18 protein-coding genes and 1 pseudogene are annotated in these 19,665 nt (G+C 28.7%); 7 read left to right on the forward strand and 12 right to left on the reverse strand.

Going from position 1 to position 19,665, the window contains the following annotated elements:
* Positions 1-17: 17 nt before the first annotated feature.
* Positions 18-733 (forward strand): annotated as a pseudogene (locus ABXT72_RS06395) (2,3-bisphosphoglycerate-dependent phosphoglycerate mutase).
* Here ABXT72_RS06395 and ABXT72_RS06400 read toward each other — a convergent pair.
* From ABXT72_RS06400 to polA, 7 genes are all read right to left on the reverse strand, one after another.
* The gene (locus tag ABXT72_RS06400; protein WP_415278115.1) at positions 722-1,042 is read right to left on the reverse strand and encodes a hypothetical protein; all 321 of its coding nucleotides are present in this window, start codon (positions 1,040-1,042) and stop codon (positions 722-724) included. The pseudogene ABXT72_RS06395 and the gene ABXT72_RS06400 overlap by 12 nt on opposite strands.
* A 366-nt stretch (positions 1,043-1,408) precedes the next feature.
* Positions 1,409-2,374, reverse strand: a complete 966-nt coding sequence (locus ABXT72_RS06405) for an aminoglycoside phosphotransferase family protein (protein WP_415278116.1) — start codon at positions 2,372-2,374, stop codon at positions 1,409-1,411.
* Positions 2,375-2,836 carry a tRNA (adenosine(37)-N6)-threonylcarbamoyltransferase complex ATPase subunit type 1 TsaE gene (gene tsaE, locus ABXT72_RS06410; protein WP_415278117.1) on the reverse strand — a complete coding sequence of 154 codons (462 nt, stop codon included), beginning with the start codon at positions 2,834-2,836 and terminating at the stop codon, positions 2,375-2,377. It abuts the gene before it with no gap.
* On the reverse strand, positions 2,820-4,106 hold the full coding sequence (gene ahcY / locus ABXT72_RS06415; RefSeq protein WP_415278118.1) for an adenosylhomocysteinase: 1,287 nt from the start codon (positions 4,104-4,106) through the stop codon (positions 2,820-2,822). The genes tsaE and ahcY overlap by 17 nt, the downstream gene beginning before the upstream one ends.
* Before the next feature lie 43 nt (positions 4,107-4,149).
* Positions 4,150-5,688 carry a sensor histidine kinase gene (locus ABXT72_RS06420; RefSeq protein WP_415278119.1) on the reverse strand — a complete coding sequence of 513 codons (1,539 nt, stop codon included), beginning with the start codon at positions 5,686-5,688 and terminating at the stop codon, positions 4,150-4,152.
* On the reverse strand, positions 5,688-6,395 hold the full coding sequence (locus tag ABXT72_RS06425; RefSeq protein ID WP_415278120.1) for a response regulator transcription factor: 708 nt from the start codon (positions 6,393-6,395) through the stop codon (positions 5,688-5,690). Before ABXT72_RS06425 ends, ABXT72_RS06420 begins: the two co-directional genes overlap by 1 nt.
* Before the next feature lie 50 nt (positions 6,396-6,445).
* The gene (polA, locus tag ABXT72_RS06430) at positions 6,446-9,220 is read right to left on the reverse strand and encodes a DNA polymerase I (protein WP_415278121.1); all 2,775 of its coding nucleotides are present in this window, start codon (positions 9,218-9,220) and stop codon (positions 6,446-6,448) included.
* Positions 9,221-9,270: 50 nt separating this feature from the next.
* On the opposite strand from polA, the gene ABXT72_RS06435 reads away from it, so the two are divergent.
* Positions 9,271-10,200 carry an ABC transporter ATP-binding protein gene (locus ABXT72_RS06435; RefSeq protein WP_415278122.1) on the forward strand — a complete coding sequence of 310 codons (930 nt, stop codon included), beginning with the start codon at positions 9,271-9,273 and terminating at the stop codon, positions 10,198-10,200.
* A gap of 32 nt (positions 10,201-10,232) precedes the next feature.
* Positions 10,233-10,784, forward strand: coding sequence for a biotin transporter BioY (locus ABXT72_RS06440; RefSeq protein WP_415278123.1), 552 nt, complete (start codon positions 10,233-10,235; stop codon positions 10,782-10,784).
* Here ABXT72_RS06440 and ABXT72_RS06445 read toward each other — a convergent pair.
* The gene (locus ABXT72_RS06445) at positions 10,777-11,340 is read right to left on the reverse strand and encodes an ActR/PrrA/RegA family redox response regulator transcription factor (RefSeq protein WP_415278124.1); all 564 of its coding nucleotides are present in this window, start codon (positions 11,338-11,340) and stop codon (positions 10,777-10,779) included. The genes ABXT72_RS06440 and ABXT72_RS06445 overlap by 8 nt on opposite strands.
* A 146-nt stretch (positions 11,341-11,486) precedes the next feature.
* Between ABXT72_RS06445 and ABXT72_RS06450 the strand changes: the two genes are divergently transcribed.
* The 3 genes from ABXT72_RS06450 to speB are packed head-to-tail and all read left to right on the forward strand — an operon-like array spanning position 11,487 to position 14,585.
* Positions 11,487-12,665 carry a type III PLP-dependent enzyme gene (locus ABXT72_RS06450; protein ID WP_415278125.1) on the forward strand — a complete coding sequence of 393 codons (1,179 nt, stop codon included), beginning with the start codon at positions 11,487-11,489 and terminating at the stop codon, positions 12,663-12,665.
* On the forward strand, positions 12,665-13,708 hold the full coding sequence (locus ABXT72_RS06455; protein ID WP_415278126.1) for a 1,9-bis(guanidino)-5-aza-nonane synthase: 1,044 nt from the start codon (positions 12,665-12,667) through the stop codon (positions 13,706-13,708). The genes ABXT72_RS06450 and ABXT72_RS06455 overlap by 1 nt, the downstream gene beginning before the upstream one ends.
* A gap of 1 nt (position 13,709) precedes the next feature.
* Positions 13,710-14,585 (forward strand): agmatinase, encoded by an 876-nt coding sequence (gene speB / locus ABXT72_RS06460; RefSeq protein ID WP_415279173.1) that lies wholly within the window; start codon positions 13,710-13,712, stop codon positions 14,583-14,585.
* On the opposite strand, the gene ABXT72_RS06465 is transcribed toward speB, so the two are convergent.
* Genes ABXT72_RS06465 through ABXT72_RS06480 form a run of 4 tightly spaced genes read right to left on the reverse strand, consistent with a single transcriptional unit; the run spans position 14,582 to position 18,127 of the window.
* Positions 14,582-15,136 carry a queuosine precursor transporter gene (locus ABXT72_RS06465; RefSeq protein WP_415278127.1) on the reverse strand — a complete coding sequence of 185 codons (555 nt, stop codon included), beginning with the start codon at positions 15,134-15,136 and terminating at the stop codon, positions 14,582-14,584. The genes speB and ABXT72_RS06465 overlap by 4 nt on opposite strands.
* Positions 15,136-15,459 carry a 50S ribosomal protein L28 gene (rpmB, locus tag ABXT72_RS06470; RefSeq protein ID WP_415278128.1) on the reverse strand — a complete coding sequence of 108 codons (324 nt, stop codon included), beginning with the start codon at positions 15,457-15,459 and terminating at the stop codon, positions 15,136-15,138. The genes ABXT72_RS06465 and rpmB overlap by 1 nt, the downstream gene beginning before the upstream one ends.
* Before the next feature lie 53 nt (positions 15,460-15,512).
* A complete protein-coding gene (locus ABXT72_RS06475) occupies positions 15,513-16,565 on the reverse strand; it encodes a quinone-dependent dihydroorotate dehydrogenase (RefSeq protein WP_415278129.1) in 1,053 nt (350 codons plus the stop codon).
* Positions 16,565-18,127, reverse strand: a complete 1,563-nt coding sequence (locus tag ABXT72_RS06480) for a lysine--tRNA ligase (RefSeq protein ID WP_415278130.1) — start codon at positions 18,125-18,127, stop codon at positions 16,565-16,567. The genes ABXT72_RS06475 and ABXT72_RS06480 overlap by 1 nt, the downstream gene beginning before the upstream one ends.
* Before the next feature lie 90 nt (positions 18,128-18,217).
* Here ABXT72_RS06480 and ABXT72_RS06485 point away from each other — a divergent pair, with 90 nt between their 5' ends.
* Positions 18,218-19,663: a TrkH family potassium uptake protein gene (locus tag ABXT72_RS06485; protein WP_415278131.1), complete on the forward strand. Its 1,446-nt coding sequence runs from the start codon at positions 18,218-18,220 to the stop codon at positions 19,661-19,663.
* Positions 19,664-19,665: the final 2 nt, after the last annotated feature.

Consider the following 19,665-nt stretch of genomic DNA (forward strand, 5'->3'; position numbering starts at 1 on the left):
TTATCAGAATATATCAAATGGCTCATTTAATTTTAGTAAGACATGGTCAAAGTGAATGGAATCTTGAGAAAAGGTTTACAGGGTGGGTTGATATTGATCTAACTGGACAAGGAAAATTAGAAGCCTGTAAAGCTGGTGAATATATTAAGGAAACTAAAATTGATATTAATTATTTTTATTCATCATTTCAGTTAAGAGCCATCAACACACTAAAATTTATTCAGGACACATTAAGGGACAATAGAGAACCAATTAAAGCCTGGCAATTAAATGAAAGACATTATGGAGCTTTAACAGGGCTAAATAAAGATGAAATGAAGGAAAAGCTTGGTGAAGATAAAATCCATGCTTTTAGAAGATCTTGGGATGTTAAGCCAGATCCATTAAGCAAAAATAATCCATATCACCCATTAAATATAGAGGTGTATAAAAGTATTCCAAAAGAAAATATTCCTGACACCAGTCCCTTAAAGATACCTATGAAAGAGTAATAGAATTTTATATTGATGAAATTCAAGAGAAACTAAAAAATGATGAAAATATTTTAATTTCAGCTCATGGAAATTCTATAAGAGCACTATGCAAGTTTTTATTTAAATTAGATAATCAAAAAATAACGTTACTTGAAATACCAACAGGTAATCCACTTTTGATAAGTTTAGATTCAAAACAAAATATTACAGAATGCACTTACCTTGATCAAGATAGAGCTAAAGACTTATTAGTTTTTTAATAATTGTTTATAGATCTCAAGATCTGTTAAATGTCTAAAGTCTTCTAAACTCTCATAACCATATAACTCATCTTTATTAATTAACTCATTCCAAATATCTAAAATTGAAAAATTACTAACCACATAAGAGTCAAATAAACTCTTATTCATTATTTGGCAGCCAGTATAAATTAAATTATTAAACTTCTCTTTTTTTATTGTGTTTTTTTTAAGATTGAAGTCTCCCTTCAAATTTTTATCAAAACTCAGACTTTCATTGGCCAATAAAAGTATATTCTGAACTTTGGTTAGAAAAAAGAAATTTTCCATATCTTAATATATTTCTTGACATAACTTTTATTCCATATAGTGTCTGGGTTAAATGTAATAAAATCTGTTTCATTAGAGGAATTTATCATATTCAAAATTCCACCACCTGTGTTTAAGATACTTGACCCATCACTAATTATCCTAATTTCTGAATTAAATTTATTATCTTTAAGAAATTCCTCAATTTGATCACTAAGGTAAAATGTGTTGATTAAAATTTTATTAATTCCCAAGGATCGTATTAAATTAATACAATTTTCTAATAAGGTTATTTCATTAATCTTTAAAAGGGCTTCGGGGTTGTTAGTGTCATTGGGTTTAAGCTCTTACCATATCCAGCACATAAAATTAATGCTGTTTTAATTTTCATTTCTGATTTCTTATTTTTTTTGAGAAATTAAGATCTAGTAAACTTTTGAGCTCACTAAATTTTTTATTATTAGAAATTCTTAATTCAATTAACTTCCAAGCGTAAGGAATTAATTTTAAATATTGTTCTTTCTTATCTCTAACTGCTAATCTTGTAAATATTCCAATAATTTTCATGTTTCTTAGAATGGATAATATTTCAAAATCATTTAATAAAATAGCTTCATTAACTCTTTTTTTATTTAATTTTAGATAATAATGATAAATTTTATCTTTAAATATTTTATCTGTTTTAAATCTAACATCATCGATCAAGGAAGCTAAATCATAAGCCCTGTTTCCAATCAAAGCATCCTGTGAGTCGATAACTCCTATTTTTTTTTTGTACTTCATCAAATTTGATACATGAAAATCCCTATGGACAAAAATTTTTTCTTTTGACTGAAGATGTATTAATAAAAATTTAATTTGTTTTTTTAAATTAGCTTGAAACTGGGTTAATTTATTTTTTTTTACATATTTTTTTGCATACCATTTATAGAATAAATTTGCTTCATCAAATAATTTAGTATTATTGTAAATTGGAATTTTATAAGTTTTTCCTTTAAAGTTTTCAGATTGATTTTGTTTAATTTTCTGAATCTCGCCAAGTAAATCAATAGATTTTTTGTAGAGAATTTCTCGTTTGCTTTTATTTTTTTTTAATAGACTAAAAACTGAGTCATCTCCAAAATCTTCAATTTCTATAGAATTTTTTTTATAATCTTCACTGTAAAGCTTAGGTGCTAAAACTTTATTTTTAATTAGAAGACTATTTATTGCATCATATATTAACAGGTTTTTCTTTTTTTCCTTGGAAGCAAAAACTATGATTGATTTTTTGTTTAATGATATCTTTCTATAAAAAGATCTAAATGATGCATCACCTTTAATTTTTTGCAATTTATTATTAGTTTGTAGCATTTATTTTTTATGTCTAATTCCCTTAATTGTTAAGTACCTTTTGTTTAAATCATCTTCATATTCAAAAAATAAATCAATTTTATTATCAATACTTTTTTTTATTTTTTCAGGCCATTCAACTAATGTCACAATTTCTTCTCTATTTTCAAATAAACCAATATTTTTTATCTCGTTATAGTCAGTTAACCTGTACAAATCATAATGCTGTATTGTAAAATTTCCAACAGCGTATTCATTTACCAGATTAAATGTTGGACTAGTAACTTCGGTTAGTTTGATTTTGTTTAATTGTTGAAGGTTATTAATTAGGTGTCTTATAAATGTTGTTTTTCCTACTCCTATTTCTCCATAAAAAAAAACTACATCCCCTTTATTCAGTGTTTTTGATAAATTTTTAGCTAACTCAGATGTTTGATCTTCTAAGGAGATATCTATTTTTTCGCTATTAGTAGCGATAAGCATCTGGCTTAAAAGGACCTTCTGTTTCAACGCTTATGTAATCAGCTTGGTCTTTTGATAGTTTTGTAAGTTTTGCACCTACTTTTTTTAAGTGAAGCATAGCTACTTTTTCATCTAAAGATTTTGGTAACACATAAACTTTATTTTCATAATTTTTATGATTATCCCAAAGCTCTATTTGTGCCATTACTTGGTTGGTAAATGATGCACTCATTACAAAGCTTGGATGTCCAGTTGCACAACCTAGGTTTACCAATCTACCTTTAGCTAAAAGAATAATTCTCTTTCCATCAACAAGTTCTATCTCATCAACTTCTGGCTTAACTTCTGTCCATTTATAATTTTTTAAAGCTTCTACTTGAATCTCATTATCAAAGTGACCAATATTACATAGTATCGCTCTATCTTTCATATTTCTCATATGATCTGCAGTAACAATGTCTATATTGCCTGTAGCTGTAACAACAATATCTGCTTTATTTATTGCTTCATCCATTAAAACTACTTCGTAGCCTTCCATTGCTGCTTGGAGTGCACAAATTGGATCTGCTTCTGTAACCATAACTCTTGCACCACTTTGTCTTAAAGATGCAGCACTACCCTTTCCAACATCACCAAAGCCTGCAACAATTGCAACTTTACCAGACATCATAACATCTGTGGCTCTTCTAATTCCATCTACTAAACTTTCTCTACAACCATACAGGTTATCAAATTTTGATTTTGTAACTGAATCATTAACATTAATTGCTGGAATCATTAATAACCCATCTTTTTCCATTTTATTTAATGCTTTAATTCCAGTTGTTGTTTCCTCTGAAACACCTTTTACTTCCTTTAACAAATCTTTGTAATCACTATGCATCATTGCAGTTAAATCGCCACCATCATCTAATAGCATATTCGCTTTCCAGTCTTTTTTACCTTCTATTGTTTGTCTTATGCACCATACAGCTTCCTCTTCAGTTTCACCCTTCCAAGCAAAAACTGGTATTCCTGCTTTAGCTATTGCTGCAGCAGCATGATCCTGTGTTGAAAAAATATTACAAGAAGACCATCTAACTTCTGCCCCGAGCTCTACTAAAGTTTCGATTAAAACTGCTGTTTGGATTGTCATATGAAGACATCCTAATATTCTTGCTCCTTTTAAAGGTGCTTTTCCTGAATATTCTTCTCTTAAAGCCATTAGTCCAGGCATTTCACTTTCAGCTATTGAAATTTCTTTTCTTCCAAAGTCTGCTAGCGATATATCTTTAACTTTAAAATCATCCATTGCTCGGTTTTATACAATAAAAATTTGATTAATCAACTTATGATTAGACTTTAGGGAAGACAATCTCAACATTTGCACCTTTTTGGGGGACATTGTTTGAGGCATTGATAGTAGCTCCATGAAGATCAACAAGATTTTTTACTATATTTAAACCCAAACCAGAGTGTTCGCCGAAGGTATCTGGTCTATTACTATAAAATCTATCAAATATTTTTTTTGTATCTGTTTCTTTAAATCCTTTACCTTCATCAATAACTTTTAAAATAATCTTGTCTTTATCTCCTTTATAAATTTCAACTAAGATTTCTTTATTATCCTCACTAAAGGAAATTGAATTATCTAATAAATTTGCAATAATTTGTTCAATTCTATTCTCTATTCCATTGATAAAATATTCTTCTCGATCAGCTTGATCATTTAACATTATTTTGATTCCTCTTTTTACTTCATAAATATTATTAAAATCATCTACTACAGACCTTGCAATTAACTTAAGATTAATTTTTTTCATTTTTTCTTTACTTAATGCAACCTCATCTTTTAATATTTGAGAATAATCAGTGATCAATCTTTCTATTCTTTGAACATCGTGATTGAGAATATCAATTAATTTACTTCTTTGAGCTTGATCATCAGTCTCATTCAATATTTCTGAAGCACTTTTCAGTGATGTTAGGGGATTTCTTATCTCATGAACAAGGTCAGTTGAAAAATTTTCTGCGTGGGAAATTCTTTTTTGAAGTTCGCTTGTCATATCATCTAACGAATTTGATAAAGTTCCCAACTCATCATTTCTACTTTTGAGCTCATTAATATTTGTTTTTTTTTTACTCTTTTCTTTTATAATTTTTGTATACGCTACTAAATTTTTTATAGGTTTAAGAAAGTATCTGTTTAAAACAAAAGAAAATATAAATATTACTATAATTATAAATATTGCTGTTCTTAGAATAAATGTTTTTCTTTCATCAATAGCAGATTTTACATCATTAGCATTTTCAGAGATTGCTAGGTACCCAATATTAACTCCATTCAATGTTATATTTTTAACCGTTGTTAATAAAAACTGGTCATAGCCTTCCTGAATAAAGGTAAAGGGGCTTCCATAATCTTTTGACCACGAATAGTTAGTAAGAACATCTTTAAGTGAAACTGTTTTCTCTTTGTTTATATTTTTTGTTTCTACTATTTTTTTACTTTTTTTTTTATCTAAAATTTCTAACTCGACTATATCTAGCCTACTAGAAAAGGATCTTGGATCTAAATCTAGCGTATCAGTATCACCTACTAAATTAAATTGATTATCAAAAAAGATAACTCTGTCTAAGTTTTGAAATAAAAATCTTGTTGAAAATAAAAATCTTCTAATATCTTCTTCTTCAAATTTTATATTTAATCTTAAAATATGCTCAATTGTATTGTTAATTATTTCAATATGCTTAGATGTTTTTTTTTTTATTAAATTAGGTTTTGCATTACTAATATATAAGACTGTTAAACACCCTATAATTAAAAAAATAACTAAATTAATAAATAAAAATTTTTTTAATATAGATAAACTTTTTAAAAAATTGCTAAACATTAACTAACGTTCCATCTGTATCCACTGCCATATCTTGTTTCTATGGCTGTAAAATCAGGGTCGACTTTTTTAAATTTTTTTCTAATTCTTTTAACATGACTATCAATAGTTCTATCTTCAATATCTGTATCTTCTCGATAAGCAATGTCCATAAGTTGGGCTCTTTCTTTTATTATTCCTGGTCTCTTTGCTAATTCTTTAACTATTAAAAATTCTGTAGTGGTAAGTTTATCTGGTAATTGTTTGTTATCCCATTCACATTCAAGTTGTGAGGGATCAAGTTTTAGCTTCCCGTGTGAAATAATATTTTTTATGTCTTCAAGATTATTGTTAATATCTTTTTTTCTAAGTTGAACCCTTATTCTTTCTATTAAAACTTTAATGGAAAATCCTCCTGACTTTTTTATAAAATCATCTGCACCCAATTTTAAGCCTAACAGTTCGTCTATCTCATCATCTTTTGAGGTTAAAAAAATTACAGGTAAAGAGGTTTTTTTTCTTAACTTTTTTAAAAGTTCTTCGCCATCCATTTTTGGCATCTTTATATCTATAACAGCAAGATCTGGTGGATTTCTAGTTAACCCAATTAAAGCACTTTCTCCATCAATGTACGTTTGAACTTTAAAGCCCTCTTTTTCAAGGGCTATGCTTATACTTGTGAGTATATTTCTATCGTCATCAACAAGAGCTATTGTTTGTGTTTGCATAATCTACTTTAAAAATACTAAATTGTTCTAATTTAGGCAATGGAGATAAATTAATGAAGTATTCCCCAATTGTCCCCTGTATTCACGTCTATCGTCAATGGTGTTGAAAAAGTGTGCAAATCACTTTCTGTAACACTCGTCATTTCATCCTTAATTATTTCAGTTATATTTTTAACTTCTTTTACCGGAACCTCAAAAATTAGTTCATCATGAATTTGTAATAATATTTTTGATTTATTATTTTTAATGCTTTTAAATTTCTTATTAAGTCTAATCATTGCAAGTCTCATTATTTCAGATGCTGACCCTTGAATAGGAGCATTAATAGCTGCTCTTTCTTGAAAATTTCTTACATTAAAGTTTTTATCATTAATTCCGTTAAAATGAGATCTTCGACCAAAAATATTATTCACATAGCCACTTTTTCTACAAAACTTAATTGTACTATCCATATAAATCTTTATTTCAGGAAATTTTAAGAAATAAGCATTTAAAAATTCATCTGCTTCATGATTTGAAACGTTGATTTGTTTTGCAAGCCCGTATTGTGAAATACCATAAATTATTCCAAAATTAATAGCCTTGGCCTTCCTTCTCATGTCTTGGTCTACTTTTTTAATATCAACATTAAATACTTGACTAGCTGTAAGAGAGTGAATGTCTTCGTTATTACTAAACGCTTTTTTCAGTTCTTTAACTTCTGCCAAGTCAGCTAAAATTCTCATTTCAATCTGATTATAATCTGCAGATATTAATGTGAACCCTTTTTCTGCTATAAAAGCTTTTCTTATATCCTTACCATCCTCTGATTTAATAGGAATATTTTGTAAATTTGGATCACTGGAAGCTAATCTTCCTGTTGTTGTTGCTGCCAACAAGAATGAAGTATGAACTCGTTTGGTTATTGGATTAATATGTTCAGGTAAAGCATCTGAATAAGTGTTTTTAAGTTTAGATACTTGTCTCCAATCTAAAATTAATTTAGGAAATTCATGTCCTTTAAATGCTAAATCCTCTAACACACTTGCATTTGTGGCAAAGCTTCCTTTTCTAGTTTTTTTAAGTACGGCAATCTTTAAATCATTGTAAATAATTTCACCTAATTGTTTTGGAGAAGCAATATTAAATTCTTTTTTTGAAATTTTAAAAACTTCTTTTTCTAATCTATTAATTTTTTTCTCAAATTTTTCAGACAAAGTCTTTAAAAATTTATTATTAACTTTTATTCCTTCAATTTCCATAAATGCTAATATTTTAATTAAAGGTTTTTCAAAGATCTCATAAATGTTAGTTAATTTTTCTAATTTTAAATTTTTACTAAATATTTTGTATAATCTATAAGTAATATCAGCATCTTCAGCAGCATACTCCATTGCCTTATCTAGCTCTACATCACTAAAATTTATTTCTTTCTTGCCTGTGCCAACAATTTCTTTAAATGAAATTGTTTTATGCTGTAGATGAATCTCAGACAGGGTATCCATGTTATGTCTATTTTTTCCAGCATCCAATACATAAGACATTAACATTGTGTCTTCCATTGAATTCATAATTATCCCTTGTTTAAACAAGACAATAAAATCAAACTTAATATTTTGTCCAATCTTTTTTACACTCTTATCTTCCAAAAGTGGTTTTAGTTTTTTAATTACAGCTTCTTTTTTTAAACATCCTTTAAACTTATGACCAATTGGAATGTAACAAGCCTTACCAATTTTAGTGCTTAATGAAACTCCCACTAAATCAGCTTGATGTGCATCTAATGAACTGGTTTCAGTATCAATTGCTAACTCACCAGCTTCCTCTGCTTCGTTAATCCACTCATCTATTTCTTTTTCATTAGTGATGAGATGATATTTTTTTTTACTTATATTTTGCTGTTTTTTTTCAGGTTTTGTCTCTCTTGCGATTTCTCCTAGCTCAGGCTCTCCATATGCAGAAATGACAGAGCTAAGAAGTCTATTAAACTCCATTTCTCGTAAAAATTTATATAGTTTATCTTTATCAATCTCCTTTAAATTAAATTCTTCTATCTTTCTTTCAACTGGAGCATCTTTCATTAGTGTAACTAATTTTTTACTAATTATTGCTTTATCTTTATTTTCTATAAGTGTTTCTCTTCGTTTATTTTGTTTTATTTCTTGAGCGTTATCTAACAATTTTTCTAAAGTTCCATATTTATTAATTAGTTCTGCTGCAGTCTTAACACCTATACCTGGAACTCCTGGAACATTATCGCTACTGTCCCCAGCTAAGGATTGAACATCAATAACTTTTTCTGGGCCCACTCCAAATTTGGTTATTATATCTTCAGGTGTTATAAATTTATTTTTCATTGGATCGAATATACGAACGTCTTTTCTATACAATTGCATCAAGTCTTTATCTGAAGAGACTATTGTTACTTTCGCACCCTTTGCTATAATTTGTTCTGCATAAGTAGCTATTAAATCATCTGCCTCATAATTTGGAAGATCTACAGATGGTAAATTAAAAGCAACTACAGACTTTCTTATATATTCAAATTGTGGTGCCAAATCATCTGGGGCTTCTGATCTATTTGCTTTGTAATCTGAATAAATTTCATTTCTAAAAGTTTTTCTAGCTGCATCAAATATTACTGCAAAGTGTGTAGGTTTTTGAAGATTTTCACTCGATTTTGAATCTTCTAATAGCTTAAATAGCATGCTACAAAATCCACTAACTGCACCAACAGGTAAACCATCACTTTTTCTAGTTAGAGGTGGTAATGCGTAATAAGCTCTAAAAATATAACCCGAACCATCTATTAAATAAAAATGATCTGTTTTTTTAATTTTATCCATTAAATAATATTATCTTAATAATTTTAAATACTATAAATGTATTAACACTCATGGAGCAAAAAAATATACTTTCTGTTAAAAACTTAAAAAAAATTTATTCAAGTAAAAAGACTGGAGATAATCTCGCATTAAATGCTTTAAACTTGGACGTGAAAGAAGGAGAAATTTTTGGTCTTCTGGGTCCTAATGGTGCTGGAAAAACAACATTTATAAATATTTTAGCAGGAACAGTGGTAAAAACAGAAGGACAAGTAAATGTCTGGGGTTTTGACCTAGATAAGAACCCACGACAAGTTAGAGCTTCGGTTGGAATAGTGCCTCAAGAAGTAAATCTTGATCCATTTTTTAGTCCAAGAAAATTATTAGAGTTACAGGCTGGCCTTTATGGAATTAAAGAAAAAGATAGAATTACAGACACGATTCTAAAATTAGTGTCCCTAGAAAAACAAGCTGACAGTTATGCTAGAAGTTTATCTGGTGGAATGAAAAGAAGGTTACTAATGGCTAAAGCTTTAGTTCATCAGCCACCAATAGTTATTTTAGACGAACCTACAGCTGGTGTTGATGTGGAGTTAAGGCAGAATTTATGGAAAAATGTAAAATTACTCAATGAACTTGGTGTAACTATCATTCTAACAACTCATTATCTTGAGGAAGCCGAGGAAATGTGCGGAAGAATAGCTATATTAAATAAAGGAAATATTGTTGCTCTAGACAGCACTAAAAATTTATTAGATAGAATTCAAACCAAAAAAGTAACCTTTAAAACTGACATGAAGATTGATATTAAAGAAAATGATCTAGAATCTTTAAAAATAGTCTCACACTTGGATAATGAGGTTTGTGTTTCTTATGAAAAAAGTAAAATTAATATGGAAGAATTAATTAATTTGATTAAGAAAAATAATGTCAAAATTATAGATATTTCAACTGACGACGGTGATTTAGAGGATGTTTTTTTAAGACTAATAAAAAACTAGATTATTAGATTAATAAATAGTAATTTATAGATATGGATCTATTAAAAACAAACTCAATTCAAAAAGTATTAAAAACATTTATTCTAATTTTCATAGGCACAATGGCTTTGACTATTTCAGCTAAATTAAAAATACCATTTTATCCTGTACCTATGACAATGCAAACCTTTGTAGTTCTATTTTTGGGAATTGCCTTTGGATATAAAATTGGCCTAGCATCTGTAGCAGTTTATCTTCTAGAGGGTATTCTAGGAATGCCAGTATTTTCTAACTCACCAGAAAAAGGTGTTGGGATAGTTTATTTTACTGGTCCAACAATGGGATATTTAATTGGGTTTTTATTTGCTTCTTTTCTTACAGGCTATTTAAATTTTAATAAAAATATTTTTATAATTTTTGGAAAATTAATATTTTCTGTTTCAGTAATCTATGTATTTGGAGCTATTTGGTTGGGAACTTTAATTGGATGGGACAAACCAATTCTTCAGTTAGGAGTTACACCATTCTTATTAGCTGAATTATTTAAGATTTGTTTGTTAACTATATTAGCTAAAAAAATTATTAAATTTAGAAAATTTATCTAGGGGATCTTTTAGATAAAATTCTTTGTAATGTTCTTCTGTGCATTTTAAGTCTTCTGGCAGTTTCAGATACATTTCTATTACATAATTCAAAAACTCTATGAATGTGCTCCCACTTAACTCTATCAGCTGACATAGGGTTTTCTGGTGGTTCAGCTTTTTTCTCTGGATCAGCTAGCAATGCTTTCTCAACATCATCTGCGTCTGCTGGCTTTGCAAGATAATCAATTGCACCTTCTTTAATCGCAGCTACAGCTGTTGGAATATTTCCATATCCTGTTAACATTATAATTCTACTACTTGGATTAGAAATTTGAATTTGTTTTACTACTTGGAGCCCGTTTCCATCAGTTAGTCTAAGATCAACAACAGCAAAACCTGGTTTTTTTTCTATAACTGATTGAATACCTTTTTGCACACCCTCAGCTTGAAAAACCTCAAACCCTTTTTTTTCCATTGCTCTAGCAAGCCTGTCTCTGAAAGGATTGTCATCATCAACGATTAATAAGGTTTTATTCTTAAAATCAGCAAGTTTTTTTAAATTGTTCAGTTCAGTCATCCTACTAATATGGTGTCTTATCTAATAATATCAACATCTATAATTTACTTTACATTAATTAAATATTACCTTAATTGCATCTTTTATATGAAAGTTTTTAAGTATTTTTAAAAACTTTTTTTTATTAAATTTTTTTTGGGGACATAATGCAAAAATTTAAAACAGTTGATGATCTTACAAATCAACTAAAACCAGAAAAACCTATTTATTGTATTAGGAAAAAATCAATACAATTAGCTTCCACATATTTTAGAAATAAATTTCCTGGTAAAGTACTTTATGCAGTAAAAACTAACCCACATCCTGAAGTACTAAAAATAATAGTTGAAAGTGGGATTGAGAACTTTGATATAGCCTCTATTCAAGAAATTAAAGATATAAGAGCAATTAATCCTAATGCAAAATGTTCATATATGCATACAGTCAAAAGTAGAGAAAGTATTAAAGAAGCTTATTTTAATTATAATGTTAAAGCTTTTTCCCTTGATACTAAAGATGAATTAATAAAAATTATTGAAACAACTAACGAGGCAAAAGACCTTGAATTATTTGTAAGAGTAGCCGTTTCAAATGAGCATGCTGAAATAGATTTATCAACAAAATTTGGGGCGTCCATATCTGAGGCGACTGCTTTATTGAGATTAACAAAGCAATATGCAAGAAAAATAGGTTTAAGTTTCCATGTGGGATCTCAATGCATGCATCCTATTTCATATACAAAAGGGATTGCAGACATTGGAAATATAATAAAAAAAACTAAAATTATTCCAGATTATATTAATATTGGAGGTGGATTTCCTGCAATTTATCCAGATCTTGTACCTCAATCTTTGGATAATTATTTTGAAGAAATAAAAAAAAGTTTATCAAATTTAAAGTTGGAAAAACTTCCTGAAATATTATGTGAGCCCGGAAGAGCATTAGTTGCAGAAAGTGGATCAACAATTGTAAGAGTAAATCTTAGAAAAAAACAAAAACTTTATATAAATGATGGAACGTATGGAACTCTTTTTGATGCAGGTACACCAAACATAGTTTACCCTTCTCGTTTGATTAAAAGTGGAAAAGCAATATCAAGAAAACTAACTGCTTTTGATTTTTATGGCCCTACTTGTGATAGTATGGATTACATGAAGGGACCATTTCTACTTCCAAATAATATTAAGGAAAATGATTATATTGAGCTAGGTCAACTTGGGGCCTACGGTCTAACTTTCAGAACTCAATTCAATGGTTTTTATTCTAATGAAATTTATGAAGTAGAAGACGAACCTATAATGACGTTATATGGTAAAGAGAGCAATAAAGGTATATTAGTTGCTTAATGTCAGAAAACAAAAATTTAACTCATAATAGCAAAAAAAGCTTCTTACAAAATCCAGTTGAACACATCGATATTACTTCGTTTGATGCAAGGAAAATAATTTCCTCAATGGAAAAAATGTCTTTTGTTTCAAGAGAAACAGCAAATGCAGCCAATATTTTTAATGAAATGATTCAAGATAAGGATTGCACAATTTTTTTAACGCTTGCTGGGTCAACTTCTGCCGCAGGATGTATGAATATTTATAAAGATTTAGTTCAATATAATATGGTTGATGCAATTATTGCTACAGGAGCTTCAATAGTTGATATGGATTTTTTTGAAGCTTTAGGCTTTAAACATTACCAAGGTTCACAGTTTCAAGATGACACTGAATTAAGAAAAAATTATATAGATAGGATTTACGATACATATATTGATGAAGAAGAGTTACAGGAATGTGATCAAAAAATATGTGAAATAGCAGATACACTTGATCCAAGAAGCTATACATCAAGAGAATTTATTTATGAAATGGGAAAATATTTAAAGAAAAATTCTAAAAAAAAAGATTCTTTAATTGAAACAGCATATGACAATAATGTTCCCATTTTTTGTCCCGCATTTACAGACTCAAGTGCTGGTTTTGGATTGGTCACTCACCAAGAAAATAATCCTAAAAACCATATTACGATAGATTCTATTAGAGAACTTCGTGAATTAACTGAAATAAAGATTCAATCGAAAGGATCTGGCTTATTTATGATTGGTGGAGGAGTACCAAAAAATTTTGTTCAAGATACTGTTATCTGTGCTGAACTTTTAGGAAAAGAGGTTGAGATGCATAAGTATGCAGTGCAAATTACAGTGGCAGATTCTAGGGATGGTGCTTGTAGTAGCTCCACATTAAAAGAAGCAAGTTCTTGGGGCAAAGTAGATATTGCAAAAGAACAAATGGTTTTTGCAGAAGCAACTAGTGTCCTTCCTTTGATTGCAAGTGATGCTTATCATAAAGGTGACTGGAAAAATAGAACGAGAAAAAACTTCTCAAAAATATTTAAATAAATTGAAATATCTTTCTAATAAAAACGGGTTTCTAGGAATTGACAATGATGTTAATTTTAAAGAAAAAGTAGTAGTTGTTCCATTTGGTTTAGAAAAAACTGTAAGTTATGGTGGTGGAACTCGTAATGGCCCTAAAGAAATTATCAAAGCATCACATCAAGTTGAATTATATGATGAAGAATTACATTGTGAACCCTACAAAAAAATTGGAATTAAAACTTTAAAACCATTTAAAATTGATAAAGACATTAAAAAAGCTCTTAAAAAGATGTCTGATATAAATCAAGAAATATTAGATAAAAAACTATTTCCAATCACTTTTGGTGGGGAACACTCAATAACACCTGGGTGTATTGCTCCATTTGTAAAAAAACACAAAGAAATATGCCTACTACATTTTGATGCACATGCAGATTTAAGGGAGAGTTATAATGGAGAAAAATTTTCTCATGCTTCAGCTATTAGGAGATGTCTTGATCATAAAAATGTTTCAATAATCTCATTTGGGATCAGAAATATATCTCAAAGTGAAATACCATTCTTAAAAAAAAACTCATCTAGAATTGATATCTTTTGGGCAAAAGATAAAAGTAAATGGGACTTAAAAAAATTTAAAAAAATGATAAAGAATAAAACAGTTTATTTAACATTTGATGTTGATGGTTTAGATTCAAGTATAATGCCCGCAACAGGTACACCTGAACCAGGTGGACTATTATGGGATGAAACTTTAAATATTATACGGATAGCTGCTAAGAACTCTAATATTGTCGGTGCAGATATAAATGAACTTTCACCTATAAAAGGTTTTAATTCTTACAATTTTCTTGTAGCAAAACTTGCTTATAAAATTTTATCGTACAAATTTTTATACTAAGCTTTTGAAGCTTTAAGAGTTCCCAATAATAACCTGAATGGAATTAACATTGCTAAAGCAACAAATATTTTAACCGCTAAGTCACCTAGAGATAAAGTAACCCATGGTATTCCAGTTGCATAAAATGAGATAGAGAAGAATAAAAATGTATCAACAGTAGACCCAATTAACGATGAAGTTAATGGAGCAACAAACCATTTCTTTTTTCTTAAATAGTCAAAAATTTGAACATCTAATAACTGCGCAACCATAAACGCTGTGCCTGAACCTATGGCAATTCTAACTGAAATTAAGTCTGCAAAATTTGTTGAAAAGAAAAGGGTAAATGCAATCCCTATAATAAAACCAACATAAACAATTTTTCTAGCTACAACCTTGCCATAAGATCTATTTGCTAAATCTGTAATTAAAAATGCAACTGGATAACTAAAAGCTCCATAAGTTAATATTTCTTCCAAACCATAATAGTTAATCGGAAATTGTACTAAATAATTTGAAGTTAAAACAACAACTCCCATTATAAATGAGAGTGGTATAAAAAACTTTTTCATTAAGCTGATTTACTAGGGGATACTTTGGGTGCTTTTTTTACGAATGGTGACTTAATTAATATACTTTTTTTTAATTTTTTTAATCTTGGTGATATATTTTTATTTCTTGCAGTCTTTAAAAATTCATCAAAAGTACCTTTTTTATCAACACATCTAACGCCTGCATTGCTAACAGTTAAAGTTAAGCTTCTTTTTAAAAGTTCACTTTTAAATTTTGTTTTTTTTAAATTTGGTAAAAATCTTCTATTGGTCTTATTGTTAGCGTGACTAACATTGTGACCTTTCATAGGTATTTTGCCGGTTAATTCACATTTTTTAGACATAATAATTAGTGACTATATAAGATGAGTTTGTGACCTCGTCAAGTTTATTAGCTTTAATTAGGCTGTTTCTTACCTATTATTTCTCTAAAATTCTTGATCCCATCAGTAATTAATATTTCTTTTAACTCTTTTTTTATTTTTCCAACAATATTGGGACCCTGAAAAACCATACCAGTATATAACTGAACATAGCTTGCACCAGCTAAAAATTTTCTATGTGCACTTTCTCCTGAGTCCACACCACCTACTCCAATAATTTCAATTTTATTTTTTAATAATCTGTAAAACTTACTTATTAATTTATTAGCCTCTTCTTCAAGAGGTTTTCCAGACAAACCACCCTTTTGATGTTTCAGCATATTGTTTAATTTACCTCTATTTCCTGCGGTTGTATTTGAAACAATTATTGCACTTACTTTGCGTTCTAACAATATTTTACTTAATGCTTCAATTTGTTCATCTGAAATATCAGGAGAAATTTTTACAACAATTGGTATTTTAGATTTAAGCTTAATTTTTTCTTCTTTAACTAAATTCATTAATTCATCAAATTTAGTTTCATCATGAAAACTTCTTAAGTTTTCTGTATTAGGTGAGGAAATATTAATTGTAATATAGTCAGCAATATCATGAAAAGTTCTAAGACCAATTAAATAATCATTTAACCTATCATCACTATCTTTATTTGGACCTATATTAATTCCCAATAAACCCTTATTCAAATTTGATCGAATTCTATTGCTTACACTTTCCGATCCTAAATTATTAAATCCCAATCTATTTATAAGTGCTTCGTCTTCCACCAATCTAAATACTCTTGGTTTTGGATTTCCATACTGCTTAAGTGGTGTAACGGTCCCCACCTCAACAAACCCGAATCCAAGTTTAAATAAAGAATTATAAACTTCAGCATTTTTATCAAATCCAGCGGCCATTCCAATTGGGTTATCTATTTCTTTGCCAAATAGTTTAGTCTTGAACATTGAATCATCTTTATTTTCATCCCTTAAATTTGGTGTCAAATTTAATCTTAAAGACTTAATTGCTAAATTATGAGCAGTTTCAGGATCAATTTTAAAAATTAGTGATCTTAATTTTGAAAACATTATTTTATTTTTTCTGTTATTAATTTTTTAGTTTCGTTAACTCCAAAGAAGCTTATAAAAAATCCCATTCTTGGACCATTTTCATCTCCAAATACGACTTCATAAATTAATTTAAACCAATCACGTAGATTTTCTGAATATCCATTTTCTTTTCCAGTTGAGTAAATTAATGTTTGAATATCCTCAGGTAACATTGCATCATTACAATCATCAAGAGTCTTTACTAGAGCCTCTAATGCAATTTTTTCGTTTGAATCTGGTTTCTTATATTTTTTCTGAAGTTTGATTACATCGTTAAAGTATTTAATAGCGTAGCCAATTAAATTATCAAAAATTATATGATCTTTTTCTGAGATATCTTTTTTATATTTTTTTACAAACTTCCAAAGTAATTCCTTGGAATCTGCATTACTTGTCTCCACTAAATTTAAAAGCATTGAAAAACTCATAATAGTATCTTCTTTAGGAATTAATCCATTATGTACATGCCAAACTGGATTCATTAATAACTGTAATTCATTTTGATTTTTAGCTTTTTCCATAAAATCTAAATATTCATCAACTGTTTTTGGAACTATTTCTTTGTATAGTTTTTTTGCTCTTTTAGGATTTTGATACATGTACAATGAAAGACTTTCAGGAGACGCATATTCTAACCACTGATCAATAGTGATCCCATTACCTTTTGACTTTGAAATTTTCTCACCTTTTGCATCTAAAAATAATTCATAAGCAAAGCCAGATGGGTTTGTTTTGCCAATCAATTTAACTATTCTTGAAGATAATATTGCACTTTCTATTAAATCTTTTCCATACATTTCAAAATCTATATCGAGGGCATACCACCTCATGGCCCAATCCACTTTCCACTGCAATTTACAATGTCCATCTAAAATACTTGTTTCAAGTTTTTTTCCATTGTTATCAAAGATAATTTTAGATTTTTCTTTTGAGATTTCTAAAACCGGAATTTCTAAAACCTTACCAGTATCTGGGCATATAGGTAAAAAGGGACTGTAGGTTCTTTGTCTTTCCTTACCAAGTGTTGGAAGGATTATATCCATGATACCCTGATAGTTTTCTAAAATTAATTGTAGCGTTGGATTAAAAAAACCACTTTTATAGAGAACTGAAGAACTTTTAAAACTATACTCAAATTTAAATTTATCTAAAAAATCTTTTAACATTTCATTATTATGCTCACCAAAGCTTGAAAATTTTTTGAATGGATCTGGTACTTGAGTTAAAGGTTTATGGAGGTTTTTATTCAATAGCTCTTGATTAGGTACATTTTCAGGAACTTTTCTGAAACCATCCATGTCATCTGAAAAAGTTATAATTTCTGTTGGTATATCCGTAAGTTGTTTTAGCGCATTAACCATCATTGATGTTCTTGCTACCTCACCAAAGGTACCTATATGGGGTAATCCACTTGGTCCATAGCCAGTTTGTAAAATAATTTTACCTTTTTTCTCAATAAAGGATTTTCTTTCACGCAACATTTTTTTAGCCTCAACAAAAGGCCATGCGTTAGTTTTATCTAAATTTTCTTTTTCAATCACTTTGTTTAATAAGAAATATCTTATATTGGGTGTTATTATTAACTCTTATAGAGTTGAAATTTATTTACCATAAAATAATGTTCTATCAAAATGTCTAATTATAAAACTGTTTTTTTTACCTTGGGTGTTTTGCAAATTATTCTTGGAATTTCTATGATGTTTCCAATTTTAGCCCAATTTATTTATTCTGAACTAGATTCTTCTTTTATTGGGGCTTCTATAGTTTCAATAATATTTGGTGTTTTATTTTTTTTAACAAATTTAAACCATGACAAAAAGTTAAACTTACAACAAGCATTCTTATTAACCGCTCTTTCTTGGTTGAGTATTGCAATATTTGGCTCTTTACCTTTTATTTTTTCTACTCTTGAACTATCCATTACTGATTCTTTTTTTGAAAGTATGTCTGGTATTACCACGACAGGATCTACAATTATTTCAAACTTGGAGGGTGCGCCTAAATCAATACTTTTATGGCGAGCTATGCTTCAATGGTTAGGAGGAATTGGTATTATTGTAATGGCAATAACTCTAATGCCAATAATGAACGTTGGGGGAATGCAGTTATTTAAGATTTCAAGTAACGATTCTTCAGAAAAGTTATTACCAAAATCTAAGGAAATATCTCTTAGATTAATTTATGTATACTTGGTTTTAACAACACTTTGTGCTGTTACCTATAAAATTTTTGGTATGAATATTTTCGATAGCCTAACTCACTCCATGACTACAATAGCGACAGGTGGATTTTCGAATTATAATGAATCCATAGGATATTTTAATAGTTTACCCATTGAAATATCATCGATGGTTTTTATTATAATGGGTAGCCTACCTTTCATAGCTTATATAAAATTTTTAAATGGTAATAAAAAAATATTTACTTCCGATGTCCAAATTAAATCATTTATTAAGATAATTATTTTTTCAATTATTCTACTTTTTATTTATTCACTTTTTCAAAATAAAGATTTTTCTCAAATTAATATAAGAGTAATTGTTTTTAACGTTATTTCTATCTTAACTGGCACGGGATATGTCACCGGAGAATTTGATGGATGGGGAAATTTTCCTCTAATTTTCTTTTTAACTCTAATGTTTATTGGTGGTTGTGCTGGCTCAACAACTTGTGGAATTAAAATTTTTAGAATTCAAATTTTATATCTATTTATTGTTAATCAATTAAAAAAAATTATTTATCCAAGAGGTATATTTGTAATTAAATATGATAAAAATAAAGTAGATGATAAATTTATGGCTTCAATTATCTCTTTTATTTTTCTTTACTTGGTTATATTTTTTTTGATAACTGCATTTTTATCTTTAAGTGGCTTAGATTTTGTAACCTCAATCTCAGGTGCTGCCACATCAATTTCTAATGTTGGCCCAGGGTTAGGCTCTACAATTGGCCCTAATGGCGATTTTTCAAATATACCTGAAATATCTAAATGGATTTTAAGTCTTGGAATGATCTTGGGTAGATTGGAATTGTTTGCTATACTAGTATTGTTTCTACCTTCATTTTGGAGAAATTAATT

Source organism: Candidatus Pelagibacter sp. Uisw_094 (assembly GCF_047729535.1).
GTDB lineage: Bacteria > Pseudomonadota > Alphaproteobacteria > Pelagibacterales > Pelagibacteraceae > Pelagibacter.

Bases quoted from the DNA above. Each gene is read 5' to 3' on its own strand.
- polA (WP_415278121.1), bottom strand. From the start codon at position 9,220: ATGGATAAAATTAAAAAAACAGATCATTTTTATTTAATAGATGGTTCG.
- ABXT72_RS06400 (WP_415278115.1), bottom strand. From the start codon at position 1,042: ATGGAAAATTTCTTTTTTCTAACCAAAGTTCAGAATATACTTTTATTG.
- ABXT72_RS06420 (WP_415278119.1), bottom strand. From the start codon at position 5,688: ATGTTTAGCAATTTTTTAAAAAGTTTATCTATATTAAAAAAATTTTTA.
- ABXT72_RS06440 (WP_415278123.1), top strand. From the start codon at position 10,233: ATGGATCTATTAAAAACAAACTCAATTCAAAAAGTATTAAAAACATTT.
- ABXT72_RS06455 (WP_415278126.1), top strand. From the start codon at position 12,665: ATGTCAGAAAACAAAAATTTAACTCATAATAGCAAAAAAAGCTTCTTA.
- ABXT72_RS06405 (WP_415278116.1), bottom strand. From the start codon at position 2,374: ATGCTACAAACTAATAATAAATTGCAAAAAATTAAAGGTGATGCATCA.
- tsaE (WP_415278117.1), bottom strand. From the start codon at position 2,836: ATGCTTATCGCTACTAATAGCGAAAAAATAGATATCTCCTTAGAAGAT.
- rpmB (WP_415278128.1), bottom strand. From the start codon at position 15,459: ATGTCTAAAAAATGTGAATTAACCGGCAAAATACCTATGAAAGGTCAC.
- ahcY (WP_415278118.1), bottom strand. From the start codon at position 4,106: ATGGATGATTTTAAAGTTAAAGATATATCGCTAGCAGACTTTGGAAGA.
- ABXT72_RS06445 (WP_415278124.1), bottom strand. From the start codon at position 11,340: ATGACTGAACTGAACAATTTAAAAAAACTTGCTGATTTTAAGAATAAA.
- ABXT72_RS06425 (WP_415278120.1), bottom strand. From the start codon at position 6,395: ATGCAAACACAAACAATAGCTCTTGTTGATGACGATAGAAATATACTC.
- ABXT72_RS06450 (WP_415278125.1), top strand. From the start codon at position 11,487: ATGCAAAAATTTAAAACAGTTGATGATCTTACAAATCAACTAAAACCA.
- ABXT72_RS06475 (WP_415278129.1), bottom strand. From the start codon at position 16,565: ATGTTTTCAAAATTAAGATCACTAATTTTTAAAATTGATCCTGAAACT.
- ABXT72_RS06485 (WP_415278131.1), top strand. From the start codon at position 18,218: ATGTCTAATTATAAAACTGTTTTTTTTACCTTGGGTGTTTTGCAAATT.
- ABXT72_RS06435 (WP_415278122.1), top strand. From the start codon at position 9,271: ATGGAGCAAAAAAATATACTTTCTGTTAAAAACTTAAAAAAAATTTAT.
- ABXT72_RS06465 (WP_415278127.1), bottom strand. From the start codon at position 15,136: ATGAAAAAGTTTTTTATACCACTCTCATTTATAATGGGAGTTGTTGTT.